The organism is Ferranicluibacter rubi, assembly GCF_011603255.1.
Classification (GTDB): Bacteria; Pseudomonadota; Alphaproteobacteria; order Rhizobiales; family Rhizobiaceae; genus Ferranicluibacter; species Ferranicluibacter rubi.
Genome location: NZ_JAANCM010000014.1, coordinates 101,159 through 124,175, shown reverse-complemented (window position 1 = coordinate 124,175; position 23,017 = coordinate 101,159). Strand labels below are relative to the sequence as shown.

At 64.6% G+C, this 23,017-nt stretch carries 18 protein-coding genes; 6 read left to right on the top strand and 12 right to left on the bottom strand.

The window, feature by feature from the left end:
* The 5 genes from G8E10_RS22265 to G8E10_RS22245 all read right to left on the bottom strand — a co-directional run.
* Positions 1-809: ATP-binding cassette domain-containing protein (locus tag G8E10_RS22265; protein ID WP_167130728.1), on the bottom strand; the 809-nt coding region annotated here is incomplete at its 3' end.
* Positions 806-1,786, bottom strand: coding sequence for an ABC transporter ATP-binding protein (locus G8E10_RS22260; RefSeq protein WP_167130727.1), 981 nt, complete (start codon positions 1,784-1,786; stop codon positions 806-808). The genes G8E10_RS22260 and G8E10_RS22265, both read right to left, overlap by 4 nt.
* Positions 1,786-2,661, bottom strand: a complete 876-nt coding sequence (locus G8E10_RS22255) for an ABC transporter permease (protein ID WP_167130726.1) — start codon at positions 2,659-2,661, stop codon at positions 1,786-1,788. The genes G8E10_RS22260 and G8E10_RS22255 overlap by 1 nt, the downstream gene beginning before the upstream one ends.
* Positions 2,658-3,605, bottom strand: coding sequence for an ABC transporter permease (locus G8E10_RS22250; RefSeq protein WP_167130725.1), 948 nt, complete (start codon positions 3,603-3,605; stop codon positions 2,658-2,660). The genes G8E10_RS22255 and G8E10_RS22250 overlap by 4 nt, the downstream gene beginning before the upstream one ends.
* A gap of 328 nt (positions 3,606-3,933) precedes the next feature.
* A complete protein-coding gene (locus G8E10_RS22245) occupies positions 3,934-5,457 on the bottom strand; it encodes an ABC transporter substrate-binding protein (RefSeq protein WP_167130724.1) in 1,524 nt (507 codons plus the stop codon).
* 160 nt (positions 5,458-5,617) lie between these two features.
* Between G8E10_RS22245 and G8E10_RS22240 the strand changes: the two genes are divergently transcribed.
* Positions 5,618-6,337: a YoaK family protein gene (locus G8E10_RS22240; protein ID WP_110801872.1), complete on the top strand. Its 720-nt coding sequence runs from the start codon at positions 5,618-5,620 to the stop codon at positions 6,335-6,337.
* Between the two features lie 18 nt (positions 6,338-6,355).
* Here G8E10_RS22240 and G8E10_RS22235 read toward each other — a convergent pair whose 3' ends face one another.
* The 3 genes from G8E10_RS22235 to G8E10_RS22225 form a co-directional block, all read right to left on the bottom strand.
* Positions 6,356-9,496, bottom strand: a complete 3,141-nt coding sequence (locus tag G8E10_RS22235) for an efflux RND transporter permease subunit (protein WP_167130723.1) — start codon at positions 9,494-9,496, stop codon at positions 6,356-6,358.
* A 9-nt stretch (positions 9,497-9,505) separates the two neighbouring features.
* Entirely contained in the window at positions 9,506-10,798 is a 1,293-nt protein-coding gene (locus G8E10_RS22230) for an efflux RND transporter periplasmic adaptor subunit (protein WP_167130722.1), read from the bottom strand.
* A 141-nt stretch (positions 10,799-10,939) separates the two neighbouring features.
* Complete coding sequence (locus tag G8E10_RS22225) at positions 10,940-11,359, bottom strand: ester cyclase (protein WP_167130721.1); 420 nt, start codon at positions 11,357-11,359, stop codon at positions 10,940-10,942.
* Between the two features lie 87 nt (positions 11,360-11,446).
* Here G8E10_RS22225 and G8E10_RS22220 point away from each other — a divergent pair, with 87 nt between their 5' ends.
* On the top strand, positions 11,447-12,337 hold the full coding sequence (locus tag G8E10_RS22220) for an SMP-30/gluconolactonase/LRE family protein (protein WP_167130720.1): 891 nt from the start codon (positions 11,447-11,449) through the stop codon (positions 12,335-12,337).
* On the opposite strand, the gene G8E10_RS22215 is transcribed toward G8E10_RS22220, so the two are convergent.
* The gene (locus G8E10_RS22215) at positions 12,301-14,403 is read right to left on the bottom strand and encodes a putative bifunctional diguanylate cyclase/phosphodiesterase (RefSeq protein ID WP_167130719.1); all 2,103 of its coding nucleotides are present in this window, start codon (positions 14,401-14,403) and stop codon (positions 12,301-12,303) included. The two genes, G8E10_RS22220 and G8E10_RS22215, sit on opposite strands and share 37 nt — an antisense overlap.
* 263 nt (positions 14,404-14,666) lie before the next feature.
* Between G8E10_RS22215 and G8E10_RS22210 the strand changes: the two genes are divergently transcribed.
* Positions 14,667-15,410, top strand: coding sequence for an MOSC domain-containing protein (locus tag G8E10_RS22210; protein ID WP_281517741.1), 744 nt, complete (start codon positions 14,667-14,669; stop codon positions 15,408-15,410).
* A gap of 10 nt (positions 15,411-15,420) precedes the next feature.
* Here G8E10_RS22210 and G8E10_RS22205 read toward each other — a convergent pair whose 3' ends face one another.
* Positions 15,421-17,118, bottom strand: coding sequence for an FAD/NAD(P)-binding protein (locus tag G8E10_RS22205; protein WP_167130717.1), 1,698 nt, complete (start codon positions 17,116-17,118; stop codon positions 15,421-15,423).
* A gap of 217 nt (positions 17,119-17,335) precedes the next feature.
* Between G8E10_RS22205 and G8E10_RS22200 the strand changes: the two genes are divergently transcribed.
* The gene (locus G8E10_RS22200) at positions 17,336-18,397 is read left to right on the top strand and encodes an SDR family oxidoreductase (RefSeq protein WP_167130716.1); all 1,062 of its coding nucleotides are present in this window, start codon (positions 17,336-17,338) and stop codon (positions 18,395-18,397) included.
* Positions 18,398-18,529: 132 nt separating this feature from the next.
* Positions 18,530-18,997 (top strand): MaoC family dehydratase, encoded by a 468-nt coding sequence (locus tag G8E10_RS22195; RefSeq protein WP_167130715.1) that lies wholly within the window; start codon positions 18,530-18,532, stop codon positions 18,995-18,997.
* Here G8E10_RS22195 and G8E10_RS22190 read toward each other — a convergent pair.
* Positions 18,994-20,058: a GGDEF domain-containing protein gene (locus tag G8E10_RS22190; RefSeq protein WP_425530865.1), complete on the bottom strand. Its 1,065-nt coding sequence runs from the start codon at positions 20,056-20,058 to the stop codon at positions 18,994-18,996. The genes G8E10_RS22195 and G8E10_RS22190 overlap by 4 nt on opposite strands.
* A gap of 98 nt (positions 20,059-20,156) precedes the next feature.
* On the bottom strand, positions 20,157-21,893 hold the full coding sequence (locus tag G8E10_RS22185; protein WP_167130714.1) for a methyl-accepting chemotaxis protein: 1,737 nt from the start codon (positions 21,891-21,893) through the stop codon (positions 20,157-20,159).
* Between the two features lie 272 nt (positions 21,894-22,165).
* Here G8E10_RS22185 and G8E10_RS22180 point away from each other — a divergent pair, with 272 nt between their 5' ends.
* Positions 22,166-22,939, top strand: coding sequence for an amino acid ABC transporter substrate-binding protein (locus G8E10_RS22180; RefSeq protein ID WP_167130713.1), 774 nt, complete (start codon positions 22,166-22,168; stop codon positions 22,937-22,939).
* Positions 22,940-23,017 lie beyond the last annotated feature (78 nt).

Sequence of the window (23,017 nt, the reverse complement as noted above, 5' to 3'; positions counted from 1 at the left end):
CGGGCCGGTCGGCCGAAGCGGGTCACATCCGGCTCGGCATCGGCAAGCAGCCTCGTATAGGGATGCAGCGGACGAGCGAAGACGGCCTGTGCCGGGCCGCTCTCCACCAGCCGCCCGCGATACATCACACCCACCCGGTCGGCCACGGCATCGACGACCGCGAGATTGTGGGTGATGAACAGGAACGTCACCCCGCGCCGGTCGCGCAGGTCCATCAACAGGTTCAGCACCTGCGCCTGCACCGAAAGGTCGAGCGCCGAGACCGCCTCGTCGGCCACGACCAGCTTCGGCTCGGTGATCAGCGCCCGGGCGATCGCGATGCGCTGGCGCTGCCCGCCGGAAAAGGCATGCGGGTAGCGTGCCGCATGGTCGGGCGCGAGGCCCACGGCCTCCAGCATCGCCGCCACCCTGTCGCGGCGCTCGGCCCTGCCCGGTTTTCCCTCCAGCACATGCAGCGGCTCGGCCACGATGCGTCCGACCGTCTGGCGCGGGTCGAGCGAGCCGAACGGGTCCTGGAACACCATCTGGAAATCCCGCCGCTTGCGCTTGAGGTCGCGTGCCGAGAGGCGGAACAGGTCCTCGCCGTCGAAATGAACGCTCCCCGATGTCGGACGGTCGAGCGCCATGACCAGCCGGGCAAGCGTCGATTTCCCGCAGCCGGACTCGCCGACGATCCCGTGGATCGTTCCCGGCGCAACGCTCATGCTGAGATCGTCCAGCGCCCGGGTCACGTGCTTGCTGCCAAAGAGCCCGCCGCTGGCATACTCGCGCGACAGGCGGCGGATATCGAGAAGCGGCGCCCGGCTCATGACGCGGCCTCCCCGTGTGCGCGGATGCAGCGGACGCCGCGGCCGGATGCGGCAGGTGTCCACGCCGGCTCGCCTGCATGGCAGGCGGCTATGACGTCGGGACAGCGGTCGGAAAAACAGCAGCCGGGCGGAAGCGCTGCAAAGGACGGCACCGTGCCGGGAATGGTCAAAAGGCGCCCGCCCTGCGCCTGTCGCCGGGGAACGGCCCGCAACAGGCCGCGCGTGTAAGGGTTGAGCGGCGCGGTCAGCACCTCGCGCGTCGCCCCCTCCTCCATGCGCCGGCCGGCATAGAGGACAAGGGTGCGGGCGCACATGCGGGCGATGACGCCGAGGTCGTGGCTGACGAGGATCAGCGCCATGCCGGCATCGCGGGTGAGATCGTCGAGGATGTCGAGCACCTCGGCCTGCACCGTCACGTCGAGCGCCGTCGTCGGCTCGTCCGCGATCATCAAGGCGGGCTTCATGGCGAGCGCGATGGCGATGCCGACCCGCTGCCGCTGGCCGCCGGAAAGCGCGTGGGGATACGCTCGCGACAGTCGCGCGGCATCCGGCATCCGCACGCGGTCGAGAAGCGTGACCGCCTCGCGTCGCGCCGCCCGCCAGGAAAGACCCTCCTGGACCACCAGCCCCTCGGCGATCTGATCGCCGACCGTCATCGCGGGATTGAGCGCCGTCAGCGGCTCCTGAAAGATCATGCCGATGCTGCGGCCGCGGACGGTGCAGAGTGTGTCCTCGTCCATCGCGAGAAGATCGCGACCCTCCAGCAGGATGCGGCCTGTCGCATGCGCGACCGGGGGCAGCAGACCCATGACGGCGAGCGACAAGAGTGACTTGCCGGAACCGCTTTCACCGACGATGCCGAGCGTCTCCCCGGCGTGAAGGGTGACATCGATATCGGTCAGGATCGGCTGCCGCCCGCCATGGGCCGAGTCGATGGAGATGGCGAGATCTTCGATCCGAAGCAGCGGCGGTGTCATCAGCGGCCCTTCTCGCGCGGGTCGAGCAGGTCACGCAGGCCATCGCCGAGCATGTTGAAGCCGAGCACCGTCAGCGCGATGGCAAGGCCGGGCAGGATGGCGAGCCACGGTGCCCGGCCGAGATAGGTCTGGGCATCGGCGAGCATCCGGCCCCATGTCGGCGCCGGCGGCGCCATGCCGAGACCGAGGAAGCTGAGGCCCGCCTCTGTGAGGATGGCAAGGCCGAGCTGGATCGTCACCTGCACGATGATCTGGTTGGCAATATTGGGCAGGACATGATCGACCGTGATCCGGATACCGCCCTTGCCCGCGCCGCGCGCGGCCAGCACATAGTCCCGCGACCAGACCTGCAAAGCGGCACTGGCCGTCACCCGGGCGAAGACCGGCACCATGAACACTGCGATCGCGATGATGGCGGTCCGCCGGCCGGTGCCGAGCAACGCGCCGAGCATCATCGCCGAGAGAATAGGCGGCAGCGCGAAGATCACGTCGTTCGCCCGCATCATGATCGCCTCGAACCAGCCGCGCCGCGCCGCGACGGTAACGCCGACGAGCGTCCCGGCGAATGCCCCCATTGCCACCGCCAGCACCGCGATCGACAGGGAATTCCACGCGCCGACCATTAGCATGGAGGCGACGTCGCGGCCAAGATGGTCGGTGCCGAGCAAGCCTTGCATGAGCGGGGGCTTGAGCTTCTGCACGATCTGCAGCTTGCCCGGCGGCAACGGCGTCCAGACGAGCGACAGCAGGGCGACCGCGCCGATGAGCCCGATCAGCAGGCTGCCGATCAGGAGATTGCCACGTGACACCGCGCGCCCCAGCCGGCCCGCGGACGGTGCAGCTTGGCGTGTATCGGAGGGCGCCAACACGCTCATACGCGCTTCCGCAGGCGCGGGTCGAGCGCGAGATAGGAGAGATCGACCAGGAAATTCATGACGATGACCAGCGCGGCGAAGAACAGGACGACATCCTGCATGACGATGATGTCGCGCTGGGACAGGGCCTGCAAGGCAAGACGCCCGAGCCCCGGCAGGTTGAACACGTTTTCCACCAGCACCGCACCGGCGATCAGAAAGGTGAACTGCAGCCCGAGAATGGTGACGACCGGCACCAGCGCATTCGGCACCGCATGCCGCCACAGCGCCGTGCGGCGTGGCAGGCCCTTGGCACGCGCGGTGCGCACGAAATCCTCGTTCATCACCTCGATGACCGCCGAGCGCGTGACCCGCGTGAGAACGCCGGCCTGCGGCAGAGCGAGCGCGATGGCCGGCAGCACCAGCGCGCCCAGCGCCGGCATCAGCCCGGCCCGCCAGCCGGGAAAGCCGCCGGAGGGCACCCAGCCGAGCGACACGGAAAACACCATCACCAGCAGCAGCCCCACCCAGAAGCCGGGCACGGCGATGAACATCTGCGACAACAGCCCCGCCACATAATCCACCGCGCCATTGCGCCGGGCGGCCGAGGCGACGCCGAGCGGAATGGCGATGGCGACCGAAAGAAGGATGGCGATAAAAGCGAGCGGCAGCGTCACCGCCAGACGCTCGGCGATCAGCCCGGCCACGGGCACGCCATAGGTATAGGACATGCCGAGATCGCCGGTCGCGACACCGCCGAGCCACGACAGATAGCGCAGCACCAGCGGCTGATCGAGCCCCAGCTCCCGCCGCAGCGCCTCCAACGTCTCCGGCGTCGCCGACGTGCCCAGCATGATCGCGGCGGGATCGCCCGGCAGCACGTCCATGACGACAAAGATCAGCGCGGAGACGGCGAGGAGCGTCAGGAAGAGGCTGGCGAAGCGCCGCAGAAGCAGGCCGGTCATGAGGTGGCCCGACGCGGAACAAGGTGTGATGATGCTGTTGGCTCGATCCGGGCCGTTGCGCCTGTGGCCGGCCCCTCATCCGGCTGCCGCCACCTTCTCCCCATCGAGATGGGGAGAAGGGACCTGGGTTTAAGCTCTGCCACACGCGCAAACGACGAGCCTGCCACGTCCCCTCTCCCCGCAAGCGGGGAGAGGGTTAGGGTGAGGGGCTGCCACAAAGCCGGGAGCATGCGTTTAGCCAGCCCCTCATCCCGCTGCCGCGACCTTCTCCCCGTCAAAACGGGGAGAAGGGATCTGGGGCGACGGCATCCCCTCACCACGCTCCCGCTCATTCCTCCCAATAGACCTCGCTCAGCACGTTGGACGGGATCGGTTCGTTTTCCCAGAGACCCTTGAGCTTGGCGTTCCAGACGCCGAGCTTCGGCATGACGAACAGGAACAGGGCCGGCACGTCCTCGGCGAGGATTTTTTGGGCCTTCTGATAGAGGGCATCCTGCTCGGCCGGATCGGCCGTCGCCTCGACCTTGTCGATGATCTCAGAGAAGGCCGGGTTCTTGTAGTTGAAGTAGTAGGGGTCGCGGGCGAAGATATCGATGTCCATCGGCTCGGCATGGGCGACGATGGTCATGTCGTAGTCCCCGCCCTTGAAGACGTCCTGCACCCATTTGGCCGGAAATTCGGTCGGCTCGATGGTCATCGTCACACCGATCTCGGTCAGCATCGCCTGCATCACCTCGGCGCTGCGCGGCGCATAGGCCATCTGCGGCGTCTTGATCGTGAAGGCGAAGCCGTCGGGATAGCCAGCCTCCGCCAGCAGCGCCTTGGCTTTCGCCACGTCATAGGGATGCTTGGCCGTGAGGTCGATATAGCCGCGATCGTTCGGCGTGTAGTGGCTGCCGATGGCCGTGCCGAGGCCGGACCAGGCGCCGTCGATCACGGTCTGCCGGTCGATCGCCATCATCAGCGCCTGCCGCACGCGCTTGTCGTCGAAGGGCTTACGCGCATTGTTCATGCCGGCAACGACCTTCAGCTCGGTACTGCCGATGACGGTCACGAGGTCGGGCTTGTCCTTGAAGCTCTCGATCAGCTCGGGCGCGGCAAACTCGGGAAAGGCATCGACGCCGCCGGTGGTGATCGCCGCCGCCTGCGCCTGCGCGTCGGGGATGAAGCGGAAGGTCACGGTCTCCAGCCGAACCTTGACCTGCCTGTTCCAGTAGTTCGGGTTGGCGGCAAGCTCCACCCGGTCGCCCTTCGTCCAGCTGACGAAGGTGAAGGGCCCGGTTCCCACGGGCTTGGTCTTGTCGTCCGCCGCACTCTTCGTGCCGACCATGACCGAGGCCGGCCAGCCAAGCCAGTAGAGAAGGCTTCCCTGCGGCTTCTTCAGCGTCAGCACCAGCGTCGTCTTGTCCGGCGTCTCGATCGTGTCGATCGCGGCGAAGAAGCGCTTCTGGCCGTTGGTCGAATCCGGCCCGCGGGCGCGATCAAGCGAGAATTTCGCGACCCCGCTGTCGAACGCCTCGCCATCATGAAAGGTCACGCCCTCCTGCAGCTTGAACGTGTAGGTCAGCCCGTCCGGCGAGATCTCCCAGCTGCGGGCAAGCTGCGGCACGACCTTGCCCTCCCGGTCGATCGCGACCAGACCCTCGAACACATTCTGCCAGGTGACCTGCCCGATGGCGACGGGTGCGGCCACGGTCGGGTCCAGCCCCTGCGGCTCGATCGTCATCCCGAGCACCAGCGATGTCTTGGCGGCAAATGCGCCGTGGGATGAGAAGAGCAGCGCCGTGGAAAGGGCTGCGCCGCTGAGGATCGCGCGGATCCGTCGGGCTGTGCTCATGTCGAAACGCATCATATTCGTCCCCTGCCGAAGCCTTGCCCAGGCCATCATGTCGGGAGTGTGTCAGCTTGAACGGCCCCGCACAACGGGAAAATGCCGCACCGCACGCTGGAGGTTGCAGCCGCTCTGCGGCCTTGCCGCTTTCGCACAAGGCGGGGGAGGCATAAGCTTCCGCATGCTGATTCATCAGGGCGCGGCCCGCAACGAACGTATCGACGTCTTTCTCGCCTGCTGGCTGGCCGGCATCGCCGGCGCTCTCAACGCGGCGGCCTTCTATGCCATCGGCTTCTTTGCCGCCAACATGACCGGCAACGTCTCGGCCCTGTCCGATCACGTCGCGACGCTCCAGGGGCGGGCCAGCCTGTTCTATCTGTCGATCGTGCTCGTCTTCATTCTGGGCTCCACGGTCTCGTCGCTGATCATCAATGCCGGCCGCAGGCGGGGCATCGGCGGCATCTATGCCTGGTGCATCCTGCTGGAGGCACTGCTGCTCGCCCCGCTCGGACTCGCGGACCTCTTCATCACCGCGCCGTGGCGCGTCGAGATCCTGATCCTCGGCCTCGCTTTTCTCATGGGGCTGCAAAACGCGACGGTGACGCGCATCTCCGATGCCCGTGTCCGCACCACCCATGTCTCCGGCATGGCGACCGATATCGGCATCGAGATCGCCGTGGCCATCGACATCCTGCGGGGCCGCGACGTGTCGGGCGAGGCGATCAGCAACCGCGCGAAGCTTCGCCTCCATCTTTACACCATCGCCGCCTTCTGCAGCGGTGGCGTTGCCGGCGTGCTGGTCTATCAGTCGGTCGGCGGCGTGCTGCTTCTGGCGGCAAGCCTCTTACTCCTTGTTATCGCGCTCGACGCTCTGCGGCGGGCCGGCAAGGCGGGTCACTGACCGGAAAGACGTTCGCTCCTACTGCGCCGCTTCGGGAACACCCGTTTCCTCGCGCGGCTTCGGCTGACGGCCTTTGAAGATGCGGCGGACGGTGACGAACAGCAGCGGGATGAAGAAGATCCCGATGAAGGTCGCCGCGATCATGCCGCCCATGACGCCGATACCGATCGAGTTCTGCGCGCCGGAGCCGGCACCACTGGCGGTCGCGAGCGGCGTTACCCCGAGGATGAAGGCGAGCGAGGTCATGAGGATCGGCCGCAGGCGCTGGCGTGCTGCCTCCACAGTGGCGGAGATCAGATCCTTGCCGCTGTTCTGCTGCTCGATCGCAAATTCCACGATCAGGATCGCGTTCTTCGCCGCTAGCCCGATCGTGGTGAGCAGACCGACCTTGAAGTAGACGTCGTTGGACTCCCCCATGACGGTCGCGGCCAGAAGCGCACCAAAGATGCCGATCGGCACCGCCAGCATGACCGAGAACGGGATCGACCAGCTTTCGTAGAGCGCGGCCAGCGCCAGGAACACGACGAGCGCGGAGATCAGATAAAGCTGCGTCGCCTGACTGCCGGAGAGACGCTCCTGCGCCGAAAGGCCCGTCCACTCGTGATTGTAGCCGGCACCGACACTGCCCATGATCTTGTCGATCTCGTCCATCGCCACGCCGGAGCTGACGCCGCTGGCCGCAGCCCCTTGGATTTCCACGGCAGACGCGCCGTTGTAGCGCTCCAGACGCGGCGAGCCAAACGACCAGTCGCCGCTGGCAAAGGCCGAAAACGGCACCATGGCATCGTCGGAATTGCGCACATACCAGCGGTCGAAATCCTCCGGCTGCATGCGGAAGTCCTGGTCGCCCTGCACGTAGACGGGCTTGATGCGACCGCGGTCGATGAAGTCGTTGATGTAGCGCCCACCCCAGGCGGTGGAGATGGTGGTGTCGATGTCGGCAAGGCTGAGGTTGAGCGCGCTCGCCTTCTCCTGGTCGATATTGACGGAATATTGCGTCTGGTCTTCCTGACCGTTCGGCCGTGTGCCCGTCAGAAGCGGGTTCTTGCCGGCCTCGCCGAGCAGCTTGTTGCGCGTGGCGATCAGCGCCTCGTGCCCCTCGCCGTTCACATCCTGCAGGTAGAAATCGAAGCCGCTGGAATTGCCGAAGCCCTGAATGGCGGGCGGCGCGAGCGCGAAGGCATTGCCGTCCTTGTATTTTGAGAACGTCTTCATCGCCCGTCCCGCAATGGCGCTGGCACCGGCTTCCGCCGTGGTTCGTTCCTCGAACGGCTTGAGCTTGACGAAGGCGAGGCCCACATTCTGCCCGGCACCGCCGAAGCCGAAGCCGACGGCGCCGAAGACGCCGGCGACATTGTCCTTCTCGTTCGTCAGATAGTAGTCGGTCACCTGCTTCAGCATCTTCACCGTGCGATCCTGCGTCGCCCCCGGCGGCATCTGCACGCTGGTGATCAGAATGCCCTGGTCCTCTTCGGGGAGAAACGAGCTCGGCAGGCGGTTGAAGAGATATCCGACGGCCGCGACGATGAGCGCGAAGCCGACGAGGAAAAAGAACGGCCGCCGGATCATTCCCGACACGCTGCGCTGGTATCCGTGGGTCGTGCGGTCGAAACCGCGGTTGAAATAACCGGAAAGGCCCTTCTGCTTCGCCCCGTGCTTCGGCTTCTTCAGAATCGTCGCGCAAAGTGCCGGCGTCAGGATCAGCGCCACGATAACCGAGAGGATCATGGCGGAGACGATGGTGATGGAGAACTGCCGGTAGATGATGCCAACCGAACCGGAGAAGAACGCCATGGGAATGAACACGGCTGAGAGTACGGTGGCGATGCCGACCAGCGCGCCGGTGATCTCCTGCATCGACTTGATGGTCGCCTCGCGCGGGTCGAGCCCCTCCTCCTCCATCACGCGCTCGACGTTCTCCACCACCACGATCGCGTCGTCGACCAGAAGGCCGATGGCGAGCACCATGGCGAACATGGTCAGCGTGTTGATGGAGTAGCCGAACAGCGAAAGAACCCCGAACGTGCCGAGTAACACCACGGGCACAGCAAGCGTCGGAATGATCGTGGCGCGCAGGTTTTGCAGGAAGACCAGCATGACCACGAAGACGAGCACGATCGCCTCGATCAGCGTCTTCACCACGTCCTCGATGGAGAGCTTGACGAAGGGCGTGGTGTCATAGGGATAGACGACCTCGACATTCGCCGGCAGCGTTTCCTTGAGCCCGTCGATCGCCTCGACGACCGCCTCGGCCGTATCCAGCGCATTGGCGTTGGAGGCGAGGTTGATGCCGAGACCGGCGGCGTTCTTGCCGTTGTAGAGACCCGACGTATCGTAGCTCTCGGCGCCAAGCTCCACGCGGGCGATATCGTTCAACCGCACCAGCGATCCGTCCGGCTGGCTCTTGATGATGATGTTTTCGAACTGCTCGGGCGTCTGCAGCCGGCTCTTCGCCGTCACCGTTGCGTTCAGCTGCTGGCCCTTGCGCTGCGGCAGGCCACCAAGCTGGCCGGCGGACACCTGCGTGTTCTGCGCCTCGATGGCACTCGCGACATCGCTCGCCATCAGGCTGTATTTCACCAGCTTCTCCGGATCGAGCCAGATGCGCATGGCATAGCCGGAGCCGAAGATGCGGGTATCGCCGACGCCGGCCACGCGCTTGATCGTGTCGTTCAGCGTGCTGTCGATATAGTCGGACAGGTCGAGCGAGGAGAGCCTGTTGTCGGTCGACACGAAGGCGACGACCATCAGGAAGCTGGATGCGGACTTCGCCACCGTGATGCCGCTGGACTGCACCGACTGCGGCAGGTTGGATTCCACCAGCTGCAGCTTGTTCTGCACCTGCATCTGCGCGACGTCTGGATCGGCATTGTTGGTGAAGGTGAGCGAGATCGACGCGGCACCCGTCGCCTGCGAGGTTGAGGTCATGTAGTCGAGATTGTCGATGCCGGTCATGCCCTGTTCGATGACCTTGGTCACCGAGTTCTCGACCGTCTGCGCGTCCGCACCGGGATAGCTCGCGCTGATGCGAACCGTCGTCGGCGCGATCTGCGGATATTGCGAGATCGACAGCGTGGTGATGGCAAGAAGCCCCGCCAGCATGATGCAGATGGAGATGACCCAGGCGAAGATCGGCCTGTCGATGAAGAAACGCGACATGGGGCGACCTCAGTTCTTGGCCGCGGGAGAAGCCGACGCGGCCGCCGGCCCGGCGGCGGAGACATCGACAGACTTTACAGCCCCGCCGGTCTCCTTCGCGGCCTGTTCCAGCTCGCCCGTCGCATCGTTGACGATCACGTCCGACGTCGTCACGTCCTGTCCCGCCCGGACGCGCTGGTTGCCTTCCACGACCACCCGCTCGCCATCCTTGATCCCATCGGCCACCAGCCAGCTGTTGCCGATGCTGCGATCGACGATCAGCACGCGCTCGTCGATCTTGCCGTCGGGCAGGACGAATTTCGCGGTCGCCTTGCCCTTGGTGTTGCGCGAGACGGCCCGCTGCGGCACGAGGTAACTGTTCTGGCGAATGCCCTCCTGGATAACGGCGCGGACATAGACGCCGGGCAGAAGCAGTTGCTTGGGGTTGGGAAACTCCGCCCGGACCGTCACCGAACCGGTGGTCTCCTCGACCGCGGCATCCAGGAACTCGATCCGTCCGGTGCGATCGTAGTCGGAGCCGTCTTCGAGCTTCAGCTTGACGCTGACATTCGCACCCGTCGTCTTCAGGCGGCCATCCTCGATCGCCCGGCGCAGCTTCAGCAGGTTCGCACTCGATTGCGTCACATCCACATTGATCGGGTCGATCTGGCGGATCGTGGTCAGCGATGTCGTCTGGTCGGCGGTCACCAGCGCCCCGACCGTCACGGTGGACGCTCCGACCCGGCCACCGATCGGCGCACGGATCTTGGTGTAGTCGAGATTGATGCGGGCCGTCTCGAGCGCGGCCTTGGCCGAGGCGACGTCGGCATTGGCCTGCGCCAGCGTGCCCAGCGCCTCGTCCAGATCCTGCTGGCTGACCGCATCGTTGCGGCTGAGGCCCCGGTAGCGATCGACCCTCGCCTGCGCGCTCGGCACCGCGCCATTGGCCTTGGCGACCGCAGCGACGGCGCTGTCATAGGCGGCCTGATAGGTGGCCGGGTCGATCTCGTAGAGCACGTCCCCTTCCCGAACCGATCCGCCCTCCTGGAAATTCCGCTTGCGCACGATGCCGCCGACCTGCGGCCGGACCTCGGCAATGAGCGAGGCGGCCGTGCGCCCCGGCAACAGCGCCGTAATCGCGACGGAGGTCGGATGCAGCGTCATCACGCTGACCTCCGGCTTCACCGCCGGTGCATTGGCAGGCTTCTGATCGGCATTCTCGCTGCATCCGGCAAGCGAAAGGAGCACACCGAAAACGATGGCGGGCAGGACGATGCGGATATGGGACACGGGGGAAATCTCCGGAGGTGACGGAACGGACATAGGCCGATGCTGGCGCCAGACATCCCTAACAATGCGGCAATCTTCGGCAGATCCCGTTATTTTTCGTCTAGACGCACGTCGTAGCAGAGATTGACCTGCAACCCGCACGCCAGAGCACGACACCCGGTGAGATAGAGAAGGTTAAGGCGCAGCTTCGGCCTCCATCCGCTTCGGCTCAAGCTGCGCCTCGATCGCCGCCTTGTCGATCACCGACCAGACGTCCCGTATCTTGCCCTGACGATAGGTATAGAACACGTTCTCGGTGAACTGCACCTTCCGCCCATTGACGGGCAGCCCGAGGAATTCGCCGATAGGCGTGCAAGCGAACGAGAGCCGGCTGGCGATGACGGGCGCGTCTGCGACGACAAGGACGATCCGGAAGGCGAGATCCGGGATCTCGCGGAAATCCTTCTCCAGCATGGCACGATAGCCGGAGACGCCGATCCGGCGGCCGTTGTGGCTGACATCCTCGCTGACGAAATTCGGCAGCGCATCCCAGTCCTGCTGGTTGAGACAATCGATATAGTCGCGATACAGTCGGGAAAGCTCCGTGCTCGCCATGACAAATCTCCTCTTCGCTCCACATAGGGAGACGCGGCCGGGGACGAGAGAACGAGCGCGCCCACGTGCCAGAGGAGTTAGAGCACCATGTCGTTTTTCGAAGCCGTCGATCCCGTGTTTTCGACCTATGTCCTTGGCAATGCGCCGGTAAAGCAACTGGCCACCGGCTTCGACTGGGTCGAGGGCCCCGTCTGGTTCGGCGACCTCAACTGCCTTTTGTTTTCCGACATCCCCAATGATCGCATCCTGCGTTGGTCGCCGGATGGCGGTCTCTCCACCTTTCGCGCGCCATCGAACTTCTCCAACGGCCAGACCCGCGACCGCCAAGGCCGCCTCGTCACCTGCGAGCACGGAACGCGCCGGGTAACGCGGACGGAATATGACGGCACCATCACCGTCATCGCCGACAGCTTCGAGGGCAAACGCCTGAACTCCCCGAACGACGTCATCGTCGCCTCCGACGACGCCATCTGGTTCACCGACCCGATCTACGGCATCTTCAGCGACTATGAAGGACACCGCGGCGAACAGGAACTGCCCTGCAACGTCTACCGTGTCGATCCTTCGGGCAGCATTCGCGCGATGCTCACCGATTTCGGCTCGCCGAACGGCCTCGCCTTCAGCCCGGACGAGCGCCGGCTCTACGTGGCCGATACGGGCCTGCCGGACAGCGACGATCCCCGCCATATCCGCGCGTTCGATGTCGCAGACGATGGCCGGCTTTCGGGCGGCGATGTCTTCCACGTCATTTCGCCCGGTGCGGCCGACGGTATCCGGCTGGATAGCGAGGGCAATGTCTGGTCGTCCGCCGGAGACGGCGTTCACTGCATCGCGCCGGATGGCCATCTGATGGGGCGCATCCTGCTGCCGGAGCGTGCCTCCAATCTCTGCTTCGGTGGCCGCGCCCGGCACCGCCTGTTCATCACGGCAACGACAAGCCTCTACGTGGTCGCCCTCAACCGGAACGGCGCGCTCTGAGGATCCGTCAACGCCGCGATCATCGCCTCGGTATCACCGACCGGACGAGGCCGGCCGAGAAGGTAGCCCTGCACCTCGGCGAAACCTTCCCGGCGGAGCGCCTGCAACTGCTCCTCGGTCTCAACGCCCTCGGCGAGCGTCGTGGCGTTGAAGCCCGAGCCAATGCCCACCACCGCGCGGATGATGGCAAGACTGCCCGCATCCGTCTCGATGCCGGAGACGAAGCTTTGGTCGAGCTTGATCTTGTCGAACGCGAAGGAGCGCAGATAGGACAGCGATGAATAGCCGGTGCCGAAATCATCGATGGCGATCCGCAGGCCCAGCGCCTTCATCGCCCGCAAAAGCGGCAGGCTCTGGCCGACATCGGTGAGAAACACGGATTCCGTGATCTCGATCTCCAGCCGTTCGGGCGCAAGTCCGTTGCTCTCGATCGCCCGGCGCACCGTATCCAGAAGGCCCGCATCGCGAAACTGGGAGACCGAGAGATTGACGGCAATTCGCAGGTGGGCAGGCCACCGGGCCGCCGTCCGGCAGGCCTCGTTCAGCGCCCACTCGCCGATCGGCACAATAAGCCCGGTTTCCTCGGCCACGGGAATGAAGTCCAGCGGGGCCACCAACCCCTGCTCCGGGTGGTTCCAGCGGATCAGCGCCTCGAAACCCGCAAGGTCAGGGCCGTCGATCCGGTAGATCGGCTGGTAATAGAGCTCGAACTGCCCCTCCTCGAGCGCATGGTGCAGCGCCAGCTTCATCTCGTGGCGGCGCTCGGCTTCCAGGCGCATTTCGGGACGATAGATCCGGAAGGTCGAGCGGCCGCCTTCCTTCGCGGCGTAGAGCGCAAGATCCGCATCCCGCATCAGCCCGTCATCATCCGTCGAATGCTCCGGAGCGCGCGCGATGCCGATGCTGCAGGTTACGTGCTCGGCAATGCCGTCGAGATCGAACGGGACACGCAGGGCGGCCAGCAGCCGGTCGGCCACCTCCTCCGCCGAGCGTCCGTCCTGAAGCTGCAGCACGATGGCAAACTCGTCGCCGCCGAGCCGGGCCACGAGGTCGCCCTGCCGCACGATAGAGAGGAGCCGGTCACCGACCTGGCAGAGCAGCGCATCGCCCGCCGCATGTCCTTTGCTATCGTTGATGGTCTTGAAGTGGTCGATGTCCAGATAGAGCAGCGCCACCGGCGCCTTCTCGGTCGCCAGAAGCGCCGCACGCCGGATGTGATCGCTGAAATAGGCCCGGTTCGCGAGGCCCGTCAGCGCATCGTGCATGGCCATGAAGGCAAACCGCGCCTCCGATTCCCGCTCTTCCGTCACGTCCTGGGAAATACCGAGAATATACCGCAGCCGCTCGCCATTGCGGGCCGGCAACACCCGTTTGGCCGTGCGCAGGATGCGCCGCGTGCCGGAAAGATCCTCGATCGTTTCCTCGAAACTGAACGTCCCATCCATTTCGAGCGCCCGCTGGTCCTGCTCGCGAAACAACTCCATCTGCCGTGCAGGAAACATGGTCCGGTCCGTACCACCGGCGATTTCCTCCGGCGTCGTACCGAAGATGCCGCCGCAGGCGGCGTTGAACAGCACATACCGGCCGTCATCGTCCATGTCTTTGACGAAAACCGCTACCGGCAGGTTCTCGATAATGCTGTCGAGCAGGGTCTGAGTTTCGCTGACCTGCTGGCGGGCGGCGTTCACCTCCGTCCGGTCCTGAACGATCGCGAGTATAGCCTGCCGCCCCTCGAACTGAAGTTCACGCCCATAAGTGAGAACATCGAGCGCCGTCCCGTCGGCCTTCAGATGCGTCCACCGCTCGGCCCGGTCCACATCGCTGCGCAGCGTCACGGCCTCGATCATCCGCCTGCGCTCCGACGGGGGCCGGATGTCGAGAACGGTCATCCGCTCGTAGGCTCGGCGGCTGTAGCCATAAAGCGCGACGGCGGCATCGTTGACGATGAGGAAGCGATAGGTCAGCGGGTCGTAGATCCACATCGGCGACGGATGGGTCTGGAACAACATGCGGAAATCATCCGTCTGCACAGGCAGGCGTGCGGATGCTCGTAAAGCGCTTACCATCGAGAGACCCTGAAACGTGTCGCGAAGACCTGACGATAACAAGAAAAGCTGAATGAAAACAAAATGATAGTTTCGTCTAAAGTTTATGCACACGCCGCAAGTTTGTGCAACGCGCAAGCCGCAACGTGAAGACCGGCGCCGATTTGCCCGGCGAGACCATGTCGAAGGGAACCTCCGGAAGACAGGCGCATTCCATGGTGGTATTTCCACCGGCAGGCCTCTCTTGCCCTGCGCCACCCCACCCCTGCCGGGAGACGACTTCCTTGAAATCCGTTGGACGTATTGCCGAACTCTGGCGCTACCCCGTCAGCTCGCTCGGCGGGGAGAAGGTCGATCACCTCGACATCGCGCAAGCCGGAGCCGCCGAAAGCGGTATTGCCGGCAACCGGGCCTTCCTTTTGTTCGATCCGGAAACACGCGCGCCGGCATCACCGGAATCGGCCGAGCGCTGGCGCAAGGCGCTGCATCTCGTTGCACGGCTACGGGCGGATGGTATGGCGGAAATCGGCTTTCCCGACGGAACATGGCTGCCGGTCGATGCGCCGGATGTGGAAGAACGCCTCTCCACCCATTTCGGCTTTCCCGTCGGCCTCGGCGAAACGCGCGGAACGGGACAAAGCTGGCCTGTGATCGCGCCGCGTTATGCCGCAAGCCCGCTCCACCTGCTCACGACGGCATCAATGAATGCCATCGGTGCAAGCGACCCGGCGCTGATGCTCGATTCGCGACGGTTCCGCCCGGATATTCTGGTGGAAACGGAGGCGGCACCGGGTTTCGTCGAAAACGACTGGATCGGCCGCAGGATCGTCATCGGCTCGCTGGAGATCACCGCGACCGAAGGCACGAAGCGTTGCGGGATGACAATGATTTCGCAACCGGGCGTGCCGGAGCAGCCGGATGTGCTGCGCAGCATCCTGCGCGGCAACCGGCGCAACCTCGGCATCTACGCCGACATCGCCGCCCCGGGTCGCATTTCCCTGGGCGACGAGGTCTGGATCGAGACCTGACCACTGCCGATCAGGCGGCGTTCACGTCGAAGCCGATAATTCCGTCAGATCGCTCGCCGCCAATATCGCGCAGGATCGCGGAGGAGACGACGCCGCCGAGTTCGTGGGCGCTGGTGATGCCCTGGATGAAGGGCAGCTTGTGCAGCAGGAACGCGATCGACACGCAATAGAGACGGCGCGTGACCGGCGCCTCGAACTTCGGCCGGAAGGCATCGTCGAGATCCACGCCACCGGTGCGGACCGTTGCCGGCTCGTCCGGCATGTCGATCAGCACGGATGAGACGGGTGTCTTCGCCTTGCGTACGAAACCGCGGCTGACGAGGCTCGGAAACGGGATGTCGCGTGCCGACAACGTATGCTGCCCGGTCGCGTCGATGAAGGAGTCGAAGACCTCCTTCTGCCCGTCGAAGGTCACGACGGCCCCACGCTCAACGCTCTCATTGTCGATATCGGAATCCCGGCCAAGACGCAGAACCTCCAGCTTGCCCGCGCGCCGGAGAGCGAGCAGACGCCGGATCGACTGGTGCGGCACCGTTGCGTAGTCGTCGATGAATACGGTCTTGAAGTGCTTGTGGAAACGCTCCAGATCGTCCTCGTTGAAATACGGCACCGCCCGCGCGATGACCTCGTGCATCCGCAGGATGGCGTAGCGCCAACCAATGGTGCGCTGTTCCAGCTCGTTTTTCTCAGCCTCCGCAAGGTTTGCGGCCGCCCAGACGAAGGCATCCGCCGCCTCGCGATCCGCAAAATAGGCCGGCGCCAGTGTCTCCACCGTCAGCATCCCCAACCCGATCCGCCCGGCATAGGCGGGATCGGCGGCGAGCAGTTCAGCGCGAAACAGATCGAAGATCGGATCGAGCAGATCGCCGCGGCCGCTGGCCACCAGCGCATCCACCGCCTGAGGCGTGCAGATGGAGAGAGGCAGATAGGGATAGGGACAATAGAAGTCGGCCTCCGGCAACACGCCCTTGCGCGACATCAGCGCCGCGGTGAAGGCTTCGCTGCCGGGCGACGGGAAATATTCGAGTGATCCCGCCGCATCGAGATAGAAGGCGCCATGTGCCGTCGCGACCGAGATCAGCGCATCGATGGCGCTGAGCGATGTGCCGAGAATACCGACACGGCCCGGCGGAATGGTCTTTAGCACCGGCGCCGGCCAGGGCGACATGAAATAGCCCGGACGCGTTTCCGTCGTCTCCGGCCAGTCGTGGCCGGTCGCCATGACGACATGGTCGAACGCGTAATGTTTCTCCCCGTCCGGCCCTGTGGCCTTCACGGCTATGTCGCTCGCATGGAGGTCGATATCATCGACCCGGTGCAGCGCCTTGATCTCGATCACATGCCCCGCCTTCCGGCCCTGGGTGACGCATTGGCGAAACTGGTCCTGAAAGAACTCGCCCAGCACGATGCGCGGGTAGAAGGCACGCTCGGCAATCGCGCTGCGCGTGACGTTCATCCGCTCAAGCTCCGCATCCGGCTGGCGGCGCAGCCATGTAACGAGCGTTTCGTAGATCGGCGGCAGCTCGATGCTGGCAATATTGGCAAGCATGGCCTGGTCGTTGATATCGGGATGATAGGGCGTCCCCTTCCCCGGATCGGCTTCGCTTTCGAACACGGTGATGTCGAGCGGACGCGGCGAGGCGACGAGGCCGTGCAGCGTGTAGATGCCGGTCGGGCCAGACCCGATGATCGCAATTTTGACTGTCATGAAAACACCGGAACTCGACGGTTGAGGAAGAAACGCGTTTGACGGACAGGACGCCCGGCGCCACGGCCGACGTCCGGGACGACAGGTAACCAAGCCCTGCGGGGAATGTTCCCGCGATGAGCCCATGCCGCCGCCCACGGCACTGACCCACAAGATAGAGCGGGTGGACAGAAAGAAAGGGATGCCTATTTCCGCCATGAACGCAAGGAGAATGCAAATGCAAAACAAGGCTTTGATCGTAGGCGCCAGCGGCGTGGTCGGCAATGCCACCGCGAGTGTGCTGGCAGAGGCCGGGTGGGACGTCACGGGGCTGGCGCGCAAGCCGGGCCGGCAGGAGAACGTGACGCCGCTGGTCGCCGATCTTCTCGATCCCGCCTCGCTCGGCACGGCGCTGGCGGATGTCGCGCCGACCCATGTCTTCATCGCAAGCTGGCTGCGTCAGCCGACGGAGGCGGAGAACATCCGCGTCAACGGCGCCATGGTGCGCAACCTGCTCGATGCCCTGCGCCCCGCCGCCAGCGTGCGCCACGTCGCGCTCGTCACCGGGCTGAAGCACTATCTCGGTCCGTTCGAGGCCTACGGAAAGGGCACGCTGCCGCAGACGCCGTTTCGCGAGGAGCAGGACCGCCTCGACATCGAGAACTTCTACTACGCGCAGGAAGACGAGGTCTTCTCGGCCGCCAGCCGAGACGGCTTCAACTGGAGCGTCCACCGCCCCCACACCATCATCGGCAAGGCCGTCGGCAATGCGATGAACATGGGAACGACACTGGCCGTCTACGCCGCGATCTGCCGCGAGACCGGCCGCCCGTTCCGGTTCCCGGGCGTGGAAACCCAGTGGAACGGCCTGACCGACATGACGAGCGCCAACGTGCTTGCCCACCATATGCTCTGGGCCTCCACGACGCCGGAAGCGGCAAACGAGGCCTTCAACGTCGTCAATGGCGACATCTTCCGGTGGAACTGGATGTGGCAGCGCATCGCCGCCTATTTCGGCATCGAGGCCGCGCCCTTCGACGGCACGGTCCGCCCGCTGGAAGAGCAGATGGCGGATGACGCCGCGATCTGGCGTGAGATCGCCGAGCGGGAAAACCTCGTGGAGCCCGACATCGACCGGCTGATTTCGCCCTGGCACACGGATGCCGATCTCGGCCGGCCGATCGAGGTCGTCACCGACATGTCGAAGAGCCGACGCATGGGCTTCACCGTCTATCAACCGACCGACGATGCCTTCACCGGCCTCTTCGACGAGCTGCGGAGCGAGCGCCTGATCCCCTGATGCGGGGTCGGCCATAGACGCAATGCTTTGAAACACGCGCCGGGCGTCGAGGATTGCCCTTGCCGCCCGGCGCTGGTAGCCTTTCCCACAGCGATCGCTCATATGCGGACGCCGAGCCTTGGGAGGGTGGATATGGACCAGCAGAAGACGCGCCTGTTTCTGGACGACCTCGTCGTCGGCATGCCGTTCAAGAGCGGCACCGTGGACATCACCGCCGACGAGATCCGCAGTTTTGCCAGCCAGTTCGATCCGCAGCCGTTCCATCTCGATGACGAAGCCGCGCGGTCCACGCTGTTTGGCGGGCTGGCCGCCAGTGGCTGGCATACCGCAGCCCTGACCATGCGCCTGATTGTGGACAGCCTGCCCTTCGACGGCGGGCTGATCGGCACGCGTTGCGAACTCACCTGGCCGCTACCGACCCGTCCGGGGGACCGGCTGCATGCGGAAGGCGAGATCGCCGAAATCAACCCGTCAAGATCAAAGCCCGACCGCGGCATCGTGGTCATGCGCAGCCGGACGCTGAACCAGAATGGCGCTGTCGTGCAGACGCTGAGCGCGAGCCTCCTCGTCTTCCGTCGGCCATTGACGGACAGGACCTAGAGAACAGCGCCGTCCACCCGCACGACATACCGATCCCGCCCGTTCGCCTTGGCCTCGTATAGCGCCCTGTCGACAGTCTCCAGCAGCTTTTCCCGGCTGGTGCCGCCCTCCGGTGCGGCAGCCGCGCCGACGCTCAGATGCGCCATCACCTCGATGCCGCCAATGGAGAACGGCGCCCGAAAGGCATCGACCAGACGGGCGGCGATGGTCGTCAGGGAATTTTCGCAGCCGCAATCGGGGAAGAAGATCGCAAATTCGTCTCCGCCCATGCGCAGCGGGATATCGCCGGAACGGATGACGGAACGAATGCGCACGGCCGCCTGCCGCAACACCTCGTCTCCCGTCTGGTGCCCGTGCCGGTCGTTGATACCCTTGAAGCCGTCCATGTCGAGATAGGCGGCGCCGAACGGACGACCCGCGGCAAGCGTCTCGCGCATTTCGCTATCCACGAGTTCCGGCAGAGCCTGCCGATTGTAGAAGCCGGTCATCGGGTCCGTCATCGCCGCCAGCCGCAGCGCCTTTTCGCCCTTCACCATGAGGAGATTGGACCGCTGCAGTCGGAAAAGCGCGCTGGCGATCCGGGCGAACTCGCTGAGCTGACGACGCTGGCGCGTGCCGAGATCGCGCGGATCCGTATGCATGATACAGAACGAACCGACCGTCAGCCCCGGCTCCAGCTCGATCGGCGCACCGGCATAGGAACGCAGGTGCGGCTCGCCTGCCACGTAGGGCAAGGTCGCCATATCCGGCTCCAGCGTCAGATCGGGAACGACGACGACATTGCCCTCATGGACGACGTACTGGCAGATGGATTCGTCGCGCGAGCATTTTTCGACCTGGATGCCGGACTGCGCGGCGATGCGCAGCCAGTCCTGATCCACGATATTGACCGCGGCAAAGGCACACTCGAACACGTCGCGGGCAAGAAAGGCGAGATCCTTCAGCTCGGGCATGGTTTCGATGGCACGGATCCCGATGGAGCGGACGGCAGCGAGACGATCGATCTCGTTGTCTGGAATGAGGCGCTGTGACAGCACCGTCCTGCGCCGGTCTTCCTGCATGATATGTCCTTTCCCGCCCAGAGGCGGCATTGCGCCGAAGCATGTCGTCCGAAACCCTGCAGCGGTTCGGGAGAACGACATGCGCCGACGTCAGGGCCTCAGGCGGCAAAACTCCTTCGCCCGGGTGTGGCCACGACGCGCGCATGGCGCGGCTGATCCAATGCGTCCGGCCCGCGCGGGGCGGTGCGCCGGTTGAGCTTGAACAGGCTGACCAGCGCCGCCAGCGAATCCGCGCCTTCCGCCAGCGCCCGGCTGATATCCGTCGTCCGCTCGCTCATGGCGGCGTTTTCCTGCGTCATCCGGTCGAGATCGTTGACCGCCTTGTTGATCTCGCGCAGGCCGATCGACTGTTCCTTCGCCGCGGTGGCGATCGCATCCACGTTCTGGTCGATCCGGCGCACGAAAACGTCGATCTCCTGCAGAGCCGCCCCCGTCTTGCCGACGAGGCGCACACCCTCCATCACTTCCTTGCCGGAATTGGTGATCAGCACCTTGATCTCTTTTGCAGCCTTGGCCGAACGCTGGGCAAGCTCGCGAACCTCCTGCGCCACGACAGCGAAGCCCTTGCCGGCCTCCCCCGCCCGTGCCGCTTCGACGCCGGCATTGAGGGCCAGAAGATTGGTCTGGAAGGCGATCTCGTCGATCACGCCGATGATCTGGCTGATCTCGCGCGAGGCCTGCTCGATCCGGTGCATGGCCGTCACCGTCTCCTCCACGACCGCGGCGGAAGCGCCGGTCGATAGGCGCGCGTTCTGCACGAGCGTGCGCGTCTCCTGGGTGTTCTCGGTCGAGGAGTTGACGGTCGCCGTCACCTCGTCCAGCGCCGCCGAGGTCTCCTCGAGCGCCGCCGCCTGCTGCTGCGACCGCTCGGCCAGCTGCTCGGCCGCCTGGCGCATTTCCTGGCTGCTGTCGTTCAGCGCACTGGTCTGGCTGAGCACGTTCGTCAGCGTCTTCTGGAACTCAGCAATCGACGTGTTGAAATCGAGGCGAAGCCTCTCGAACTCGCCGACGAAGGGCTCGTCGAGCGACATGCGGATATTGCACTGGGACAGGCGCTCGAGCGCGGCGCCCAGTTCCTCGACGGCGTGCATCCGATCGGTCACGTCGATCGCGAACTTCACCACCTTGAAGACGCGGCCGGCATCGTCGAAGATCGGGTTGTAGGAGGCCTGGATGAAGACCCGCTTGCCGCCCTTGCCGATGCGCATGAACTGGTCGGTCACGAACTTGCCCTGGCGCAGGTTCTCCCAGAAGGTCTGGTAGTCGGGCGATGCTGTGTAGGAAGGGTCGCAGAACATGGAGTGATGCCGTCCGGCGATCTCGGCGTGATCATAGCCGAGGGCAGCCAGAAAATTGTCGTTCGCCCGGATGATCTCGCCCTGCGGCGTAAACTCGATGATGGCCTGTGCCCGCGACAAGGCCAGAAGCTTGCCCCCATCCTCCGCACTCTGCATCTTGCTCGCGGTGATATCGGTCGCGAACTTCACCACCTTGTAAGGCTTACCGTTGCGCATGACCGGATTGTAGGACGCCTCGATCCAGACCTCGCGGCCGCCCTTGCCGAAGCGCTTGTACTGCTGGCGCTGAAACGCGCCGCCTGCAAGCCCTGCCCAGAAAGCCTTGTAATCCGCGGATGCGGCTTCCTGCGGCGACACGAACATGCTGTGATGACGGCCGACGATTTCGGAGAGGCCATAGCCGAGCGCCTTGCAGAAATTCTCGTTCGCGTCGAGGATTCTGCCCGTCAGGTCGAACTCGATGATCGCTTGCGACTGACTGATGGCCTGAAGGACGGACTTCGCATCAAACCCGAGTGATTGAGACAAACTGCGCATGTGCTTCTCCGAAGTGCCGTCCCGGCCGCTCTGGTCCGGTGGCTCGTCAGGATCGGACATAAACGTAAAGGAAGCTTTGCCTAACATAGAGGCATGGCGAAACTTCGCTACCTGCTGACGAAAATTGCACTGTGGACAAGAGCAAGATTTTCGCATTTGCCGCTTTCATTTGCAGTTTTCTTTCAATCCCTGGCGCCTATTTCCTGCGATGACAGTTCCTACCGGCCGATATGCCGACAGAACAGACCCCGCCTCAGAAGGACGAGAAGACCATGAACTGGCTCAAGACCATCGCCACTGCCGCCATCCTCCACGCCGCCGCCATCGCACCGGCACTGGCCGGCGAGAACCTGTCGGCCATTACCACGGCCGGCGTGCTGAAGATCGGCACCGAGGGCACCTATGCGCCCTTCACCTTCCATGATGCCAGCGGCAAGCTGGTCGGCTTCGACGTCGAGATCGGCGAAGCCGTTGCCGCCAAGCTGGGCGTCAAGGCGGAGTTCATCGAGGGCAAGTGGGACGGACTGATCGCCGGCATCGACGCAGGCCGCTACGATGCGGTCATCAATCAGGTCGGCATTACCGAGGCCCGCAAGCAGAAGTATGATTTTTCCGAGCCCTACATCGCGTCCAAGGCCGTGCTGATCGTCCGGCAGGACAATGACGACATCAAGGGCTTCGCCGATCTCAAGGGCAAGACCTCGGCGCAGTCGTTGAGCAGCAATTTCGGCAAGATTGCCCAGAGCGCCGGCGCCGAACTGGTCGGCACCGATGGCTTCGATCAGTCGATCCAGCTGGTGCTGACGCGCCGGGCCGATGCGACGGTGAACGACAGCCTGTCCTTCCTCGACTTCAAGAAGCAGAAGCCCGATGCACCGGTGAAGATCGCCGCCGAGCAGGAGAACGCCGATTATTCCGGTATCATCATCCGCAAGGGCGAGCCGGAACTCCTGGCCGCGATCAACAAGGCCTTGGCGGACATCAAGGCCGACGGCACCTACAAGACGATCTCGGACAAATATTTCGGCCAGGACGTATCGCGCTGAATGCAGTAGCATTTCCAGGCGGGGCATCTTGGCTCCGTTGCCGGATGATGCGGTCGTAACGATGAGACAGAGCATTTG

What these genes read in the sequence shown, in the direction of transcription:
- G8E10_RS22195 (WP_167130715.1), top strand. Translation starts at nt 18,530, where the DNA reads ATGGACCAGCAGAAGACGCGCCTGTTTCTGGACGACCTCGTCGTCGGC.
- G8E10_RS22185 (WP_167130714.1), bottom strand. Translation starts at nt 21,893, where the DNA reads ATGCGCAGTTTGTCTCAATCACTCGGGTTTGATGCGAAGTCCGTCCTT.
- G8E10_RS22225 (WP_167130721.1), bottom strand. Translation starts at nt 11,359, where the DNA reads ATGGCGAGCACGGAGCTTTCCCGACTGTATCGCGACTATATCGATTGT.
- G8E10_RS22250 (WP_167130725.1), bottom strand. Translation starts at nt 3,605, where the DNA reads ATGACCGGCCTGCTTCTGCGGCGCTTCGCCAGCCTCTTCCTGACGCTC.
- G8E10_RS22255 (WP_167130726.1), bottom strand. Translation starts at nt 2,661, where the DNA reads ATGAGCGTGTTGGCGCCCTCCGATACACGCCAAGCTGCACCGTCCGCG.
- G8E10_RS22235 (WP_167130723.1), bottom strand. Translation starts at nt 9,496, where the DNA reads ATGTCGCGTTTCTTCATCGACAGGCCGATCTTCGCCTGGGTCATCTCC.
- G8E10_RS22205 (WP_167130717.1), bottom strand. Translation starts at nt 17,118, where the DNA reads ATGACAGTCAAAATTGCGATCATCGGGTCTGGCCCGACCGGCATCTAC.
- G8E10_RS22190 (WP_425530865.1), bottom strand. Translation starts at nt 20,058, where the DNA reads ATGCAGGAAGACCGGCGCAGGACGGTGCTGTCACAGCGCCTCATTCCA.
- G8E10_RS22240 (WP_110801872.1), top strand. Translation starts at nt 5,618, where the DNA reads ATGCTGATTCATCAGGGCGCGGCCCGCAACGAACGTATCGACGTCTTT.
- G8E10_RS22200 (WP_167130716.1), top strand. Translation starts at nt 17,336, where the DNA reads ATGCAAAACAAGGCTTTGATCGTAGGCGCCAGCGGCGTGGTCGGCAAT.
- G8E10_RS22260 (WP_167130727.1), bottom strand. Translation starts at nt 1,786, where the DNA reads ATGACACCGCCGCTGCTTCGGATCGAAGATCTCGCCATCTCCATCGAC.
- G8E10_RS22215 (WP_167130719.1), bottom strand. Translation starts at nt 14,403, where the DNA reads ATGGTAAGCGCTTTACGAGCATCCGCACGCCTGCCTGTGCAGACGGAT.
- G8E10_RS22220 (WP_167130720.1), top strand. Translation starts at nt 11,447, where the DNA reads ATGTCGTTTTTCGAAGCCGTCGATCCCGTGTTTTCGACCTATGTCCTT.
- G8E10_RS22230 (WP_167130722.1), bottom strand. Translation starts at nt 10,798, where the DNA reads ATGTCCGTTCCGTCACCTCCGGAGATTTCCCCCGTGTCCCATATCCGC.
- G8E10_RS22180 (WP_167130713.1), top strand. Translation starts at nt 22,166, where the DNA reads ATGAACTGGCTCAAGACCATCGCCACTGCCGCCATCCTCCACGCCGCC.
- G8E10_RS22245 (WP_167130724.1), bottom strand. Translation starts at nt 5,457, where the DNA reads ATGATGCGTTTCGACATGAGCACAGCCCGACGGATCCGCGCGATCCTC.